The sequence below is a fragment of the Cryobacterium sp. TMT1-19 genome, from assembly GCF_004403055.1.
Classification (GTDB): domain Bacteria; phylum Actinomycetota; class Actinomycetes; order Actinomycetales; family Microbacteriaceae; genus Cryobacterium; species Cryobacterium sandaracinum.
Genome location: NZ_SOHB01000034.1, coordinates 1 through 15,044 on the forward strand (window position 1 = coordinate 1; position 15,044 = coordinate 15,044).

Below are 15,044 nucleotides of genomic sequence, written 5' to 3' on the forward strand. Positions count from 1 at the left end.
ATGGCGGGGCAGTGGCAGGCTCGCCTCGATCCCGACGGCACCGCCCCCAACGAGCCCGTCGCCGAAGCCCGCAGCACTGTCGGCTTCGGGCTCTTCCGCGAGGGCCTCTACCCGCTCCGCGGCGGCGTCACCCCGGAGCTCCGCGGCATCATGAACGCCATCTTCGACACGTATCTCTCCGCCAACGCCACCCCGGCATTCCCCACGGCCGAGGAACAGGCGCGCATGGCGGCCGGGCAGCTGATCCCGGGCGCCGAGGCCGCGGCCCTCAGCGACGACCGTAACGGCGGTCAGAAGCGCGCCGACATCCTCCGTGGTGTGTTCGAAGCCGCCACCCGCGCCCCGGGGACCCCGACCATGGGCGGCGCCGCCCCCACCGTCATGATCCACGTCAACCAGGCCGACCTGGCCGCGGGCCGTGGGGTGGGCTGGATCGACGGCGTCGAAGCCCCGATCTCGCTGACAAGTGTGAAGCAGGCGCTCTGCGCCGGCGGATTTCAGGAGATCGTGTTCGGCCTGAGGAACGAGGTCCTCAGCCTCAGCACCGAGAATCGTTTCTTCAACCGGGCCCAGCGCCGCGCGATCGCCGCCCGCGACGGCGGCTGCATCATCCCCGGCTGCACCGTGCCCGCAGCCTGGTGCGAAGTACACCACGTCATCCCCTGGCACCGCGGCGGAAAAACCGAGATCACCAACGGGGTACTGCTCTGCTGGTACCACCACCACAGCATCGACACGTCGGGCTGGGACATCCGCATGATCCGGGGCACACCCCAAGTCCGGGCACCCTACTGCTACGACCCCACCCGCACCTGGCGGGCCGCGGGAGGGCACCGGGCTGGGGTCTCCTAAGAACGTGCCCACTTTCGCCACCACCCGGGCGCGAAGCGCCCCCACAGCTCGACATGCGCGACCAGCGTCAAGGTGAGTTCCTGGAATTGCGTCACCGGTCTCGACAGGCCCGATCAGCATCAACGTGAGTTCCCGGAATCGCGTCACCACGAGGGAACGACGGTCTGAAGCGGGGTCGTTGTACACTTTTTCAGGCGTTGCGCATCCGTGACCTTTGTTCGGCGCCGCGCATCTGGCGCCGGCCCGCACTTCTGGGCCTCTCCATTCAGCCTCACAAAGGAATTACAATTCACATGACGACACTTCCCCGCCTGGTTGCCTTCGACCTCGACGACACGCTCGCCGCGTCCAAGTCACCGATCGACCCGCGCATGGCGGAGCTCATGGTGAGCCTGCTCGGCGTCGTCGACGTGTGCGTGATCTCCGGTGGGCAGATCGCTCAGTTCCACATGCAGCTGATCGACAACCTCGGCACCGCGACCGAAGACATCCTCTCGCGCCTGCACCTGATGCCCACCTGCGGCACCCAGTACTACCGGCACGCCGACGGCGACTGGAACCAGGTCTACGCCGAGTACCTCAGCGACGACGAGAAGGCCCGCGCCCTCGCCGCCGTCGAGGCCACTGCGAAAGACCTCGGCTACTGGGAGAGCGACACTTGGGGCCCGATCCTCGAGGACCGCGGCTCGCAGGTCACCTTCTCCGCCCTCGGCCAGGCCGCCCCGGTGGTCGCCAAGACCGCCTGGGACCCCACCGGCGAGAAGAAGAACACTCTGCGCGAAGCCGTCCAGGTGCTGCTGCCCGACCTCGAGGTTCGTTCGGGCGGGTCCACCTCGGTCGACATCACCCGGCAGGGCATCGACAAGGCCTACGGCATGCTCAAGCTGGCCGCCCTCACCGGCGTGCCCCTCGACGATATGCTCTTCATCGGCGACCGCCTCGACGAGAACGGCAATGACTACCCGGTAAAGGTTCTCGGCGTCGAATGCTTCGCCGTGGGGGGCTGGGAAGACACCGCAGCCTTCCTCGAGACGCTGATCCCGAAGCTGGCAGCCTTCGCAAACTAACGGCTAATGGGGTGTCCGCTGAATGCGCGTTCGGGACACCCCAGAGTGCCGTGCTTCAGTTGCCCAGCAACCCCATCAGGTAGCGGCCATAGCCGCTCTTGATCAGCGGTGCGGCGAGTTCGGCCAGCTGCATGTTGCTGATCCACCCGGCGCGCCAGGCGATTTCCTCGATGCAGCCCACTTTGAAGCCCTGGCGGTCCTCGATGACACGCACATACTCCGACGCCTGCATCATTGATTCAACGGTTCCGGTGTCGAGCCAGGCGGTACCCCGGTCGAGCACCTGCACGTGCAGTCGCCCCTGTTTCAGGTAGCGCTCGTTGACCGTGCTGATCTCGAGTTCGCCGCGTGCGCTGGGCGCAATGGTCTTGGCCATGGCAACGACCGAATTGTCGTAGAAATACAGGCCGGGAACCGCGTAGTTGCTCTTCGGCTGTGCCGGCTTCTCCTCGATCGACAGCGCCGTCATGGTGCTGTCGAACTCGACCACTCCATATGAGGTGGGGTCGCTGACGTGGTACGCGAAGATGCGTGCGCCTTCGATGTCGGCGTTGCCTCGCAGGGACGTGCCTAGGCCGGTGCCGTGGAAGATGTTGTCGCCCAGCACGAGCGCGACGCTCTCGTCGCCAATGAACTCTTCACCGATGATGAACGCCTGGGCGAGGCCATCCGGCGATTCCTGCACGGCGTATTCCAGGCGCAGGCCGAGTTCGGAGCCGTCGCCGAGCAGAGCGCGAAACTGGTCGTTGTACTCCGGCGTCGTGATGATCAGGATCTCTTTGATGCCGGCCATCATGAGCGTTGATAAGGGGTAATAAATCATCGGCTTGTCGTAGATGGGCATGAGCTGCTTCGAGATGCCCTTGGTGATGGGCCAGAGGCGCGTGCCGGACCCGCCGGCAAGAATGATTCCTCGCATGGCTACTTCTTCGCGTTCAGCGAGGAGTAGTAGGCCCGGGCTTCATCCCAGCTGGGCAGCAGGCTGCTGGCGGCCGCTTCCATGAGACCGGGGGCGTCGGTGTCCTTGGGGGAGAGCAACAGCTCGCCGGCCTCGGGCGGGAAAATGAGCGCCACATCGCTGTCGAGCGGGTTGATGCCGTGTTCCCGGGAGACATTGAAGACATCCGTCACCAGGTAGCTCACGACCGCGTCTTCGGTGAGCGACACGAAGCAGTGGCCCAGCCCCTCGGCGATGTAGACCGCGCGGCGGTCCACGTCGTCGAGCAGCACGGAGTCCCAGGTGCCGAAGGTTGGAGACCCCACCCGGAGGTCGATCACGTAGTCGAGAACGGCGCCGTGCATGGCGGTGACATATTTGGCTTGTCCGGGCTGAGCGTCGGCGAAATGGATGCCGCGAACCACCCCGCGCTTCGACACCGAAGTGTTCGCCTGCTTCAGGTTGAGAGAGTGCCCGATCGTCTCCTCGAGACGGTTGAAGCGGTACCACTCCAAGAAGACGCCGCGATCGTCGGCATGCTTTTTCGGTGTGATTTCGTAGGAATCTGGGATGGAAAGTTCGCGAATCTTCACGCTGGCCAGCCTAGCAACCGCCTTCCGGTAGGCTCGCCGACGCATCCCCGCGAATGAAATGGACACCATTCAATGAGAATTCTTGTCACCGGTGGAGCCGGTTTCATCGGCTCGAACTTTGTTCGGCGCACCCTCGAAGATGCCTACCCGGGCCTCGAGGGTGCCGAGGTCGTCGTGCTCGATGCTCTCACCTATTCGGGCAACCTCGAGAACCTGGCCCCGGTCGCCGGGTCCTCGCGGTACTCGTTCGTGTACGGCGACATCCGTGACGCCGCACTGCTTGACGAGCTCTTCCCGTCCCTGGACGNCCTGGGGGAGGGAACCCGGCCAACCGGGCACGGCCTCGGCCTCGGCAGGCTCGACCAACGTCAGGGTAAGTCCCCCGGATCGGGTCACCGGTCTCGGCAGGCACGACCGACGTCAGCTTAAGTCCCCGGCCGCGAGCGACCTGAGCCCGGTGGTCGAGGTCGTCGAAACCAGGCGGGCCATCCTCCGAACCCGGCCCGGGGCATCCGTTAGCGCGGGTGGCGACAACGGATGCCGGTGTGGGGGCCTCCGAGGCCGGCGCACCGGGTCTCGACAGGCTCGACCACCGACAGGCTCGACCACCGATCGGCTCGACCACCGGAGGGTGTGCTCGACCGTCTAGGCGCGGAGCTTGGTGATCTGCAGCAGGCCGTCGCCCACAGGGGAGAGGGCACTGATGACTGCGGTGGACGAGGCGATGACGGTCAACAGGGTGCGGAAGCCGGTCGCCACATCGTCGCGCTGGGCCGGGTTGGCCACGCGGCCGCGCCAGAGCGCGTGGGCCACGAGCACGGTTCCGCCCGGGCGGGCCAGGCGCAGGGCATGCTCGACGTACTCGATCACGCACTGCGGATCGGCGTCGACGAACACAATGTCGTAGGAGTTCTCGTTCATGCGTGGCAGTACGTCCGCTGCCCGGCCCGTGATCAGGCGTACCCGGTTCGCGGGGATGCCGGCTTCGGCGAAGTTGGCTTTGGCGTGCTGCTGGTGGTCGACCTCGGTGTCGATCGAGGTGAGGGTGGCGCCGGGGGCGCCGGTGAGCAGCCAGATGCCGGAGACGCCGGCACCGGTGCCGACCTCGAGAATGCTCCGGGCCCCGGTGGCGGCCGCGATCACGGCCGATTGAGCGCCGACCGCCGGAGAAATCGCGTCGATTCCGAGTTCGAGGGACTGCTGTCTGGCCCGCGCCACAGCGTCGGACTCCACGACTGAGTCGTCGGAGAATTTCCAGTTCAGATCTTTGTCAGACACAGCGCAACTCCAGTAGGTGAATGGGTCAAGCCTAAGGGGGGCCGGGCATGGTCCGGGGAGGCCTCGCCGGGGGTTATTCTGGGGGAATGTTCGGTTTGACCTTCGAGAAGATATTACTGATCGGGATTGTCGCCGTCTTCCTGCTCGGACCCGAACGGCTTCCCCACTATGCCGCCCAGCTCGCCCGCCTCGTGAAGCAGCTCCGGAACCTGGCCAACGGGGCCAAAGACCGGATGCGGGACGAGATGGGCCCGGATTTCGACGACGTCGACTGGAAGAAACTCGACCCGCGTCAGTATGACCCGCGCCGCATCATCCGTGAAGCTCTCACCGACGAAGACGAGCTGAAAGGCCAATCGGCGACCGTGTCGCGGGCGGTGCCGAATCCCGACGGCGCCTATCTGCAACGCAAGCGCGCCAGGGAGGCCGCCACGCTGCCGGCGCCCTTCGACTCCGAAGCCACGTAGCCACGTAGCCACGCAGCCACGTGGCCAAACGAACTAGGTGACGAGCACACCGGACGCGGCGTATTCGAGCTGGCGGACGTCGGGAACGGGTACGTTGGGCAGGTTGGGCAGGTTGGGCAGGTCGGGCAGGTCGGGCAGGTCGGGCACGTAGACCCGCGACACGGGCTGAGTGCGCTCGGATCGTGTTCCCGACCGCTGCGATGACCTCGCCGGACAGCCCGAATGACGAGAAGTCGTCGTCGACTACGATCAGGCGCCCGGCCGGAAAGAGCGATGCGCGGAAGGTCCCCTGGTTGGCCGCACCCTCGCCGGTGTCCGCCACGGCCACTCGGTCGTTGCCCAGCCGGGAAGGGGCGACGGCCTGTCCGACGGCGGGCGATAGATCGTCGGCGATGATTCTCGAGCAGGAGAAATGCGTGCCGGGGTCGAACAGGTGTATGTGCCACCCGAGGCTGAGGCCGAGGGCCGGGCGGTGAGCGGGCGGTGAGCGGCGCAGTGCGCACCAGAATATGCAGGCCGGGCCATACGGGCGATGCGTGCACGCTACGCTGAACCCACGTATCTGAGGAGTGTGACCGTGTCGAAGCCGTCGAACACCCACGCGAAGCCCAAGCGGGTGCCGCTGCCCGTCTACTCCGCCGAGTTGCGCAATCTGCAGACCGAGTTGGTCGCCATGCAGGAATGGGTCAAGGAGTCCGGGGCCCGCATCGTCGTGATCTTCGAGGGCCGGGACGCGGCCGGCAAGGGGTCCGCGATCAAGCGGGTCAGCGAGTTCCTCAATCCCCGCGTCGCCCGGATCGTCGCCCTGCCGGTGCCGACCGAGCGCGAGCGCGGCCAGTGGTACTTCCAGCGGTACATCGAACACCTGCCCTCCACGGGTGAGATCGTGCTGATGGACCGCTCCTGGTACAATCGCGCCGGCGTCGAACACGTGATGGGGTACTGCACCCCCGACGAGTACCGCCGGTTCCTGCACCAGGCGCCCCTCTTCGAACGGATGCTGGTCGAAGACGGCATTCTGCTCGTCAAGTACTGGTTCTCGGTGTCCGACACCGAGCAGGAGAGGCGGTTCCGGTCACGGCTGAACGACCCGATGCGCCGCTGGAAGCTGTCTGGGACCGACCTTTTCTCGATCACGAAGTGGGTCGATTATTCCCGCGCCAAAGACGAGATGTTCGTGCACACCGATCTGCCGGAGGCCCCATGGTGGGTCGTCGAGAGCGAGGACAAGCGGGCCGCGCGCCTCAACATGATCAGCCACCTGCTGTCGATCGTCCCCTACACTCATCGCGAGCCGCCCCAGGTGACCATTCCGACTCGCCCCGCCGGCTCGGAGTACGAGCGCCCGCCGCGCGAGCTGAACCGGCCAGTGCCGGACATCACGACCACGCTGGGAAAGCCCACGGCGAAGCCGAAGGGCAAGGCCAAGATCAAGAAGAACGCGAAGAAGGCGACCAAGGCGGAGGCGGCGAAGCTGGCGCCGGAGAAGGCGGCCCAGCAGGCGGCCCAGCAGGCGGCGGCGTCGGCCAAGCTGACCGTCTGAGCCGGGTTCGCGGAGCCGGGTCACGGCTCTGCTGCCCGGGGTCAGCGGCGGCGGATGCCCTTCAGCACGGCCGCCAGCAGCAGCATCGGCCCGGCCAGCCGCTCGAAGTCGTGGCCGGTGCGCGGCAGCTGCACGAGACCCGTCGGGCGCGCGATGGTGACGGCGTCCACGAACCTGAGCAGTCCCTCCGGGCCGTTGCGTCGGCCGAGACCGGACTGCTTCAGGCCGCCCATCGGGGCCGCCACCGAGGAGAACGAGCCGCGATAGCCCTCGTTGATGTTCACGCTGCCGGCCTCGAGGGCCCCGCCCACGCGCAGAGCCCGCCGCACGGAACCGGAGAACACCGACGCGTTCAGCCCGTAGTCGCTGTCGTTGGCGGCCAGGATGGCCTCCTGCTCCGAGTCGATCACGGTGACCGCAACCACAGGGCCGAACGTCTCGCCGGCGAAGCACTCCATCGCCGGGGTGACCCCGGTCAGCACGGTGGGTTCATAGAAGAACGGTCCCAGGTCGGGGCGGGCACGGCCCCCGACCTCGACCGTGGCGCCGTGGGCGACCGCGTCGGCCACCTGCGCGCTCACCCGGTCCAGCTGGGCCTGCGAGGTGAGGGAACCGACGTCCGTCGTGTAGTCGTAGTCGGCGCCGAGCCGGAGCGACCGGGTGACGGCCACGAATTCGTGCAGGAACGCGTCGGCCACACCTCGCTGCACGAAGATGCGCTCAATCGACACGCAGAGCTGGCCCATCGCCGTGAAGCAGGCCGGGGCCGCGTCGGCGGCCGCGCGGGCCGGGTCGGCGTCGTCAAGCACGATCAGCGGGTTCTTGCCGCCCAGCTCGAGCGAGACGCCGGTGAGGTTGCCGGCCGCCTGCGCCGCCACCCGCTTGCCCGTCGCGGTCGACCCGGTGAAGCAGACGTAGTCGGCCTCCGCGGTGACCGCCCCGCCGATCTCCGCGCCGTCGCCGACGACCACGGCCCAGAGCTGCTCGGGCACGCCGGCGTCGATGAATGCCTGACGCAACGACAGGATGCTCAGCGCACCCTGGTCGTCGGCCTTCTGCACCACACCGCAGCCGGCGGCGAGGGCCGGCACGACATCCATGGCGGCGAGGCTGAGCGGGTAGTTCCACGGGGTGATCACGCCCGCGATGCCCTTGGGCCGGTAGCGCACAGTGGCCGTGATGACGAGCGGGATCGCGGAGTGGCGGCGCCCGCCGCGCAGCACGCGCGGCGCGGCGAGGGCATTGAAGCGGGTGACGCCGGCGGCCTGGAAGACCTCCTCGAAGGCCTGGCCGCGGGTCTTGCCGGTCTCCGCCTGCACGGTGTCCTGCAGCAGCCCGCGGCGCTCGAGGATCAGGTCGTGCGCGCGCAACAGGATCGCCCGGCGCCGTGCGAACCCGGCCCGCGCCCAGGCCAGCTGGGCCAGGCGTGCCTGCGCGTAGGCCGCCTGCACGTCGGGCAGCCCGCTGACGGGCAGCTCGTGCAGCACCTCCCCGGTGAAGGGCGCGATCACGGTGACCGTGGCCCCCGTCGTGGAACGTATGGAGCGGGTGAGAGTCGTGATCCCGGCAGGGTCGAGGGGGGAGGCAGGCATGCCGAAAGTCTAGGTGGGGGCGGCGCATGCGCTCCGCCGCGGCGCCGGTGCGGCGACGCTACTTTGGGGTGATGCCGAGGCTCAATCCGGAGAGGCCGCGCGCCCGGGTGGCGAGGCGGTCGGCAACCAAACGGATAGCCACGGCCGCGGGGTCGGTCGGGTCGCCGTGCACCACGGGCACCCCGGTGTCTCCGCCGCTGCGGAGCGGCACGCTGAGGGGAACCTGGGCGAGCAACGGTACGGGGAACTCGTGCCCGGCGCCGAGCCGGCGCGCGACCTCGGCGCCGCCCCCGGAACCGAACAGCTCCAGCACCGTGCCGTCGGGCTGCACGATCCCGGCCATGTTCTCGATCACGCCGTAGATGGTCTGGCCGGTCTGCCGGGCCACGACACCGCTGCGTTCGGCGATGTCGGCGGCGGCCGGTTGCGGGGTGGTGACGACGATGACCTCGGCCTGGGGCAGCAGCTGCCCGACCGAGATGGCCACGTCGCCGGTGCCCGGAGGCAGGTCCAGCAGCAGGATGTCCAGGTCGCCGAAGTAGACGTCGGTGAGGAACTGGGTGATCGTGCGGTGCAGCATCGGCCCGCGCCAGGCGACCGCGACGGATCCGTCCTCCACGAACATGCCGATCGAGATGACCTTCACGTCGAAGGCGATCGGCGGCAGGATCATCTCGCCAACCTGGGTCGGCTTGACCGCGGCGGACTTGCCCGTCTCGGGGGAAGGCGGGGTGACCAGGCCGAGGAGTCCGGGGATGGAGAACCCGTAGACATCCGCGTCGACGATGCCGACCCGCAGGCCGCGCCCGGCCAGGGCCACGGCCAGGTTCGCGGTGATTGTGGACTTGCCGACCCCGCCCTTGCCGCTGGTGATGGCGTAGACCCGGGTGAGCGAGTCCGGGCCGAATTGGTTGCTGCGGGCTTCCTTGCCGCCGCGCAGCTTCTCCGTCATCGCACGGCGCTGCTCGCGCGTCATCACGCTCACATCCACGGTCACGTTGCCGGGGCCGGCCACGGACTCCACGGCGCGCAACACATCGCGCTCGATCTGCCGGGCCGCCGGGCAGCCGGCGATGGTGAGACGGATCCCCACGAGGGCGCGGCCGTCGACGATCCGCACCCCGGCGACCATGTCGAGGTCGGTGATCGGCTTGCGGATCTCCGGGTCGATCACCCGGGCCAGGGCGGTGAGCACCTGGTCGGCGGAAAAGAGGGGCTCAGGCACTGGGCGATCGCTCCTCGCGGTCGCGGTCTCGCTCGCGGTCGCCCTTGCGGAGGCGTTTCCGGGTCTGCTTGTCCGGGTCTTCGCGCTCTTCCAGGTTGTCGAGAAGGGCGCGCAGCTCGGAGCGGAGGAAATCGCGGGAGGCGAGGTCCTTCATGCCGAGGCGCAGCGCCACCACCTCCCGGGCGAGGTATTCGGTGTCGGCCAGGTTGCGTTCGGCGCGCTGCCGGTCCTGTTCGAACTGCACCCGGTCTCGGTCGTCCTGGCGGTTCTGCGCCAGCAGGATCATCGGGGCCGCGTAGGAGGCCTGCATCGACAAGACCAGGGTCAGTGCGATGAAGCCGAGCGACACGGAGTCGAAGCGCCACTGCACCGGTGCGAGCGTGTTCCAGGCGATCCAGCTGACGGCGAAGAACGTCAGCCCGAGCAGGAACCACGGCGTGCCCATGCCGCGGGCGATGGCCTCGGTGAACCGGCCGAAGCGGTCGCGGCTGGGGCGGTCGCGGCTACGCCGGCGCTTGCGGCCGAGGGCGGGCGTGCGCACACCCTTGGGGGAGTCGAGGCGGAGATCCGCTCGGTTAGCTCGGGCCATTGCCGGTCCTCCGTCCGTGGTGCAGCGGGATGCTTCCCGTGGTCAGTTCGGTGCGGGCCTCGGCCCGGCGGCGCACGTCGTCGTTGCCATCGTGGCTGCGCCAGTCGTCGGGCAGCAGATAGTCGAGGACGTCGTCAATCGTCACCACCCCGACGAGTCGGTGGTTCTCGTCGACCACGGGCACGGAGACGAGGTCATAGCTGGCGAGGATGCGGGTGACCTCTGCGGCCGAGGTGTCGGCGGTGACGGGATCGAGACCCTGGTCGAGCAGTGTGCCGAGGCGTTCGTGGGGCGGATAGCGCAGCATCCGTTGGAAATGCACCATGCCGAGGAAGCGGCCGGTGGGCGGCTCGTAGGGCGGGAGGGTGACGCAGATGGCCGCGCCGAGGGCCGGCGCCAGGTCGTGGCGACGGATGAGCGCGAGCCCCTCAGCGACCGTGGCATCGGCCGAGACGATGATCGGTTCGGTCGTCATCAGGCCGCCGGCGGTGTCGGGGGCGTAGGTGAGCAGGAAACGCACGTCGTCCGCTTCCTCCGGCTCCATCAGGTCGAGCAGCTGTTCGCCGAGCTCTTCCGGCAGCTGCGCGATCAGGTCGGCGGCGTCGTCGGGCTGCATGTGGTCGAGCACGTCGGCGGCGCGGGCGTCGCCGAGCCGGGTCAGGATGCTGACCTGCTCACTTTCCGGCATCTCCTCGAGGGCGTCGGCGAGGCGGCCGTCCGGCAGCTCGCCGGCAACCTCGTGCATGCGCTCCGGTGGGAGGTCGAGCAGGGTATTCGCGAGGTCGGCGGGCTTGAGGTCGGAGTAGGTGGCGATGAGCTGCTCGGCCGACTGGGCCTGGCCCTCGGTGGTCTGCTCGCGCACCTCGGCCCAGTCCGTGAAGGTCGTGGCGCCCTTCGCGAAGAGGGACAGGCTGGTCTTGGGGCGGCGCACGAAGAGCTGGCTGATCGCCCAACCGCCCTGGGGGAGCTCCTCGATCGAGACGTCTTCGATGGTCGCCTCACCGGAACCGTCGTTGAAGACCACCGTGCGCCCAAGCATCTCGGCAATGACGCGCACCTCTCCGCCGCGCTGCTCGAAGCGGCGCACGTTGATCAGGCCGGTGGTGATGATCTGACCCGAACCGATGCTGGTGACGCGCCCGATGGACACGAAAACGCGGCGTTTGCCCGGGATCTCCACGATCAGGCCGACGACGAGGGGCGGGTCGTTTTTTCGGTAGACCACCAGCACGTCCCTGACCTTGCCCACACGGTCTCCCGCGGGGTCGAAAACGGTACACCCGGCCAAACGGGCAACGAAGACTCTGGTGGCAGACACAGATCAAATCTAGGCCACCTTCAGGGCAGATCGGTCCTGTGAAAGAATGGACTCATGAGCAATCAGAACCCCTTCGGCGGGCGCAGGGCCGCATTGTTCCCCGTTTTACCCAAGGGGGAGGTGCTCGCGACATACGCCACCTATGGCGAGGCTCAGGAAGCTGTGGACACTCTGGCGAAGTCCGACTTCCCGGTGAAGCAGGTCTCCATCCTCGGCAGCGACCTCAAAACCGTCGAGCGGGTCACCGGCAAACTCACCTGGGGGCGCGTCGCTCTCGCCGGTGCGGCCTCCGGCGCCTGGCTGGGCGTGTTCTTCGGGCTGCTGTTCTTCATTTTCTCGCCGGATGGCGCGGGCCTGCCGTTCGTATTCGCCGCGGTGATGATCGGCGCCGGGTTCGGCATGCTGTTCGGGGTCGTCAGTGCCGCGCTCAATCGCCGTCGCCGCGACTTCACATCGACCATGCAGGTGATTGCCAGCACCTATCAGGTGATCGTCGACGGCGCCCTGGTCAATCGGGCCCGGAACCTGCTCGCCGGGCACGCTGAGGCCGAGCAGGCGGTGCCGGCCCCGCCGCATCCGTCGGAGCCCCCTCGCGTCGAAGAGCCCCCTCGCGTCGAAGAGCCGCCCGCGGCTCCGCAGCATCCGCTGCCCTGACAGTCCGCGGCCAGGTTTAGGTGGTGAGGGCGGCGATCCAGGCCTCGACCTCCTCGACGGTGCGGGGGATGCCGGCCGACAGGTTCTCCGGGCCGTCCGCGGTGACCAGGATGTCGTCTTCGATCCGCACGCCGATGCCGCGGTACTCCGCAGGCACCGTCAGGTCGTCGGGCTGAAAGTAGAGGCCGGGTTCGATCGTGAACACCATTCCGGGCTCGATCACGCCGTCCATGTACATCTCGCGGCGCGCCTGCGCGCAGTCGTGCACGTCGAGGCCAAGGTGGTGGCTGGTGCCGTGCACCATATAGCGGCGGTGGTGGCCGTTGTCGGGCAGCAGGGCCTCCTCGGCGGTGACGGGCAGCATGCCCCATTCGGCCGTGCGACGCGCGATGACCGCCATCGCCGCGGCGTGCACGTCGCGGAACACGGCGCCGGGACGCGCCATGGCGAACGCGGCATCCGCTGCCTCGCGCACGGCGTCGTAGACGCGGCGCTGCACGTCGGTGAAGGTGCCGTTCACCGGGAGGGTGCGGGTGATGTCGGCGGTGTAGTAGCTGTCGACCTCGACGCCGGCGTCGATCAGGATCAGGTCGCCGGGCACGACGGCGCCATCGTTGCGGGTCCAGTGCAGGATGCAGGCGTGAGGGCCGGACGCGGCGATCGTATCGTAGCCGACCGCGTTGCCGTCGGACCGGGCCCGGGTGTTGAACACGCCCTCAACGAGCCGTTCGCCGCGGTGGTGGGTGCTCGAGCGGGGCAGGTCCCGGATAACGTCCTCGAAGCCGCGGGCCGTGGCGGCGACGGCGAGGCGCATCTGGGCGATCTCGTAGGAGTCCTTGACCAGGCGCAGCTCCGACAGGCCGCGGGCGAACTGCTCGTCGGCGGCGTGGTCGCCGTTGATCTCGAGGCTGAACGGCGAGTCGGAGGCGTCGGTCGTGAGCACCTTCTCCGCCGCGAATCGGAGGCGGGCCTCGTCGACCTCGGTGGTGAAGAGCGGGTCGGCCTCCCGCAGCACGAGGCTCTCGGTGTCGATCGTGTTCATGACCAGGGCCAGGTCGGCGATGCCGCGCACCGGCACGCCGAGGTCGGCGGCAACCTGGGCGACCCCGGGGCGTGGGCCGATCCAGAATTCGCCGATATCGGGGTTCGCGTAGAACTCGTCCGAGTCGCGGCCGGCCCGCTCTCGGAAGTAGAGGGTGGCGTCGTGGCCGGTCGCTGTGGGTTCGAGCACCAGCACGGCGCCGGGCTCGGCGTCGCTGCCCCAGCCGGTGAGGTGCGCAAAGGCCGAGTGCGCGCGGAACGCGTAGTCGGTGTCGTTGGAGCGTTGCTTGAGACGGCCGGCGGGGATGATCAGACGCTGTCCGGGGTGCATTGCGGAAAGGAGTTCGCGGCGGGCGGCCGCGAAGCGCGCCTGCTCGCGGGCGAGCGGTAGCTCTTCGGTGCGCTCGGCCCAGTCGCTGGAGATGTACGCCTTGAACCCGGCCGAACCGGGGGTGGTGGAGCGGTTCTCGTTCGATCGGGGAGCAGGGGTGATCGCGGTTTCGCTGGAAGTGGCCATGGCCCATTGTCCCATTGAGCTAGGAGGTCGGGGCGAGGGTGGCCACGATCGGGCGGTGGTCGCTGCCAGCGCCGTCTTCCGCCTCGATCACGCGCAGGCCCTGCACCTGCCAGTTTGCGGTGGCCAACACGTGGTCGATCGGCAAGCCGAGCAGGGCCGGCGCGAAAGTTGGCCAGGTGCCGCCGCGCCCGCACCGGTCGCCGGTCCGGCGTCGTTGCTGACCGTGTAGTCGCCCAAGTCGGGGTGATCAGCAGGGTCGTGGAGCGGGCCTTGGAGATCTGGTCGAAGGCGATGGTGTGCACCCACATCGGACGTCCGCCCTCGCGCATGGCTTCGGCGACGGCCTCACCGGTGGCCTCGGTGGTTTCCGGCAGGGTGACGATGTCGGCGTTCTGGCCGAGGGCGAGTCGGGCGATGGCGGCGGCTGGGAACCCCGCGGGACGGTCCGGGTCCGCCGCACAACTAGCATGGGGGAATGCTTGGTGCTCGACGATTCCGTGGTCCGATCGATCTGCACACGCATTCGAGCGTGTCAGATGGCACGGAGACCCCGTCGCAGCTCGTGCGGGCCGCCGCCGCGGCCGGCCTGGGCACGGTCGCACTGACCGACCACGATTCGACCGCCGGCTGGGCCGAGGCCGGTGTTGCCGCCCGCACCGCCGGACTCACACTCATCCCCGGCATGGAATTCAGCACCCGGGTGGGCTTTTCCAGCGTGCACCTGCTCGCGTACCTGTTCGACCCGTCCAACGCCGGCATCGTGGCCGAAACCGCCCGGGTGCGGCAGGCCCGGCTGGTGCGCGCCGAGCAGATGGTGGAGCGCATCGGCGTCGACTACGCCCTGACCTGGCAAGACGTGCTCGCACAGACCACGCCGGATGCGACGGTCGGCCGCCCGCATATCGCCGACGCACTGGTGGCCCGCGGGTTCGCGCTCACCCGGAGCGAGGCCTTCGCGGGAATCTTGCACTGGGAGGCCGGCTACTACCAGCCCCACTACGCGCCGGACCCGCTGCGGGCCATCACCCTCGTGCGCGCGGCCGGTGGGGTGCCGGTCATCGCACACCCGGCGACGCGCGGGGCGGTCGACGTCATCCCTGAAGCGAAACTGGCCCGGTTGGCCGAGGCCGGCCTTTTCGGGCTCGAACTCGAGCACCGTGAGAACAGGCCCGAGGCGAAGGCCCACCTCTACGCGCTCGCCGAGAAGTACGGACTCTTCGTCACCGGGTCCAGCGATTACCACGGCGAGGGCAAGCCGAACCGCCTGGGCGAGAACACGACGGCGCCCGAGGTGCTCGAGCGCATCATCGGACAGGGAACGGGCTCGCCGCCCGTCTACGGCTGACGCCGCCCACCCTAGGGAACAGGGCG

At 68.6% G+C, this 15,044-nt stretch carries 16 protein-coding genes and 1 pseudogene; 7 read left to right on the plus strand and 10 right to left on the minus strand.

Translation table 11 applies throughout. The annotated features are described in order from the left end of the window. Nucleotides 1-852: HNH endonuclease signature motif containing protein (locus E3T40_RS09235; protein WP_134543194.1), on the plus strand; the 852-nt coding region annotated here is incomplete at its 5' end. A 293-nt stretch (nucleotides 853-1,145) separates the two neighbouring features. Then, complete coding sequence (locus tag E3T40_RS09240; protein ID WP_134543196.1) at nucleotides 1,146-1,919, plus strand: HAD-IIB family hydrolase; 774 nt, start codon at nucleotides 1,146-1,148, stop codon at nucleotides 1,917-1,919. Between the two features lie 55 nt (nucleotides 1,920-1,974). Here the strand turns inward: E3T40_RS09240 and rfbA are convergent, their stop codons facing one another. Together rfbA and E3T40_RS09250 are read right to left on the minus strand one after the other, a co-directional pair. Further along, nucleotides 1,975-2,838, minus strand: a complete 864-nt coding sequence (rfbA, locus tag E3T40_RS09245) for a glucose-1-phosphate thymidylyltransferase RfbA (RefSeq protein ID WP_104170775.1) — start codon at nucleotides 2,836-2,838, stop codon at nucleotides 1,975-1,977. A 2-nt stretch (nucleotides 2,839-2,840) separates the two neighbouring features. Beyond that, nucleotides 2,841-3,449 carry a dTDP-4-dehydrorhamnose 3,5-epimerase family protein gene (locus E3T40_RS09250; protein WP_104170807.1) on the minus strand — a complete coding sequence of 203 codons (609 nt, stop codon included), beginning with the start codon at nucleotides 3,447-3,449 and terminating at the stop codon, nucleotides 2,841-2,843. Between the two features lie 72 nt (nucleotides 3,450-3,521). Here E3T40_RS09250 and E3T40_RS09255 point away from each other — a divergent pair. Then, nucleotides 3,522-3,761 (plus strand): annotated as a pseudogene (locus E3T40_RS09255) (GDP-mannose 4,6-dehydratase); the annotation flags it as partial. A 333-nt stretch (nucleotides 3,762-4,094) separates the two neighbouring features. Here the strand turns inward: E3T40_RS09255 and E3T40_RS09260 are convergent. After that, the gene (locus tag E3T40_RS09260) at nucleotides 4,095-4,727 is read right to left on the minus strand and encodes an O-methyltransferase (protein ID WP_104101036.1); all 633 of its coding nucleotides are present in this window, start codon (nucleotides 4,725-4,727) and stop codon (nucleotides 4,095-4,097) included. A gap of 86 nt (nucleotides 4,728-4,813) precedes the next feature. Here E3T40_RS09260 and E3T40_RS09265 point away from each other — a divergent pair, with 86 nt between their 5' ends. Continuing rightward, on the plus strand, nucleotides 4,814-5,194 hold the full coding sequence (locus E3T40_RS09265; protein ID WP_104101037.1) for a Sec-independent protein translocase TatB: 381 nt from the start codon (nucleotides 4,814-4,816) through the stop codon (nucleotides 5,192-5,194). Between the two features lie 33 nt (nucleotides 5,195-5,227). Here the strand turns inward: E3T40_RS09265 and E3T40_RS17325 are convergent, their stop codons facing one another. Further along, the gene (locus E3T40_RS17325) at nucleotides 5,228-5,356 is read right to left on the minus strand and encodes a hypothetical protein (protein ID WP_255453814.1); all 129 of its coding nucleotides are present in this window, start codon (nucleotides 5,354-5,356) and stop codon (nucleotides 5,228-5,230) included. Nucleotides 5,357-5,867: 511 nt separating this feature from the next. On the opposite strand from E3T40_RS17325, the gene ppk2 reads away from it, so the two are divergent. Next, nucleotides 5,868-6,737 (plus strand): polyphosphate kinase 2, encoded by an 870-nt coding sequence (gene ppk2 / locus E3T40_RS09270; RefSeq protein WP_369828412.1) that lies wholly within the window; start codon nucleotides 5,868-5,870, stop codon nucleotides 6,735-6,737. Between the two features lie 41 nt (nucleotides 6,738-6,778). Here ppk2 and E3T40_RS09275 read toward each other — a convergent pair whose 3' ends face one another. The 4 genes from E3T40_RS09275 to E3T40_RS09290 are packed head-to-tail and all read right to left on the minus strand — an operon-like array spanning nucleotide 6,779 to nucleotide 11,461. Further along, nucleotides 6,779-8,329, minus strand: a complete 1,551-nt coding sequence (locus E3T40_RS09275; protein WP_134543198.1) for a succinic semialdehyde dehydrogenase — start codon at nucleotides 8,327-8,329, stop codon at nucleotides 6,779-6,781. A 58-nt stretch (nucleotides 8,330-8,387) separates the two neighbouring features. Beyond that, a complete protein-coding gene (locus E3T40_RS09280; protein WP_134543200.1) occupies nucleotides 8,388-9,554 on the minus strand; it encodes an Mrp/NBP35 family ATP-binding protein in 1,167 nt (388 codons plus the stop codon). Further along, entirely contained in the window at nucleotides 9,547-10,143 is a 597-nt protein-coding gene (locus tag E3T40_RS09285) for a DUF1003 domain-containing protein (RefSeq protein ID WP_104101041.1), read from the minus strand. Before E3T40_RS09285 ends, E3T40_RS09280 begins: the two co-directional genes overlap by 8 nt. Beyond that, nucleotides 10,130-11,461 carry a magnesium transporter MgtE N-terminal domain-containing protein gene (locus E3T40_RS09290; RefSeq protein WP_104101042.1) on the minus strand — a complete coding sequence of 444 codons (1,332 nt, stop codon included), beginning with the start codon at nucleotides 11,459-11,461 and terminating at the stop codon, nucleotides 10,130-10,132. The genes E3T40_RS09285 and E3T40_RS09290 overlap by 14 nt, the downstream gene beginning before the upstream one ends. Nucleotides 11,462-11,515: 54 nt before the next feature. Between E3T40_RS09290 and E3T40_RS09295 the strand changes: the two genes are divergently transcribed. Further along, nucleotides 11,516-12,115 (plus strand): general stress protein, encoded by a 600-nt coding sequence (locus tag E3T40_RS09295; RefSeq protein ID WP_233199214.1) that lies wholly within the window; start codon nucleotides 11,516-11,518, stop codon nucleotides 12,113-12,115. A 16-nt stretch (nucleotides 12,116-12,131) separates the two neighbouring features. Here E3T40_RS09295 and E3T40_RS09300 read toward each other — a convergent pair whose 3' ends face one another. Together E3T40_RS09300 and E3T40_RS17595 are read right to left on the minus strand one after the other, a co-directional pair. Then, nucleotides 12,132-13,673: an aminopeptidase P family protein gene (locus E3T40_RS09300; protein WP_104169977.1), complete on the minus strand. Its 1,542-nt coding sequence runs from the start codon at nucleotides 13,671-13,673 to the stop codon at nucleotides 12,132-12,134. A 19-nt stretch (nucleotides 13,674-13,692) separates the two neighbouring features. Next, the gene (locus E3T40_RS17595; RefSeq protein ID WP_370287909.1) at nucleotides 13,693-13,818 is read right to left on the minus strand and encodes a hypothetical protein; all 126 of its coding nucleotides are present in this window, start codon (nucleotides 13,816-13,818) and stop codon (nucleotides 13,693-13,695) included. Between the two features lie 330 nt (nucleotides 13,819-14,148). On the opposite strand from E3T40_RS17595, the gene E3T40_RS09305 reads away from it, so the two are divergent. Then, nucleotides 14,149-15,018, plus strand: coding sequence for a PHP domain-containing protein (locus E3T40_RS09305; RefSeq protein ID WP_104195352.1), 870 nt, complete (start codon nucleotides 14,149-14,151; stop codon nucleotides 15,016-15,018). Nucleotides 15,019-15,044: the final 26 nt, after the last annotated feature.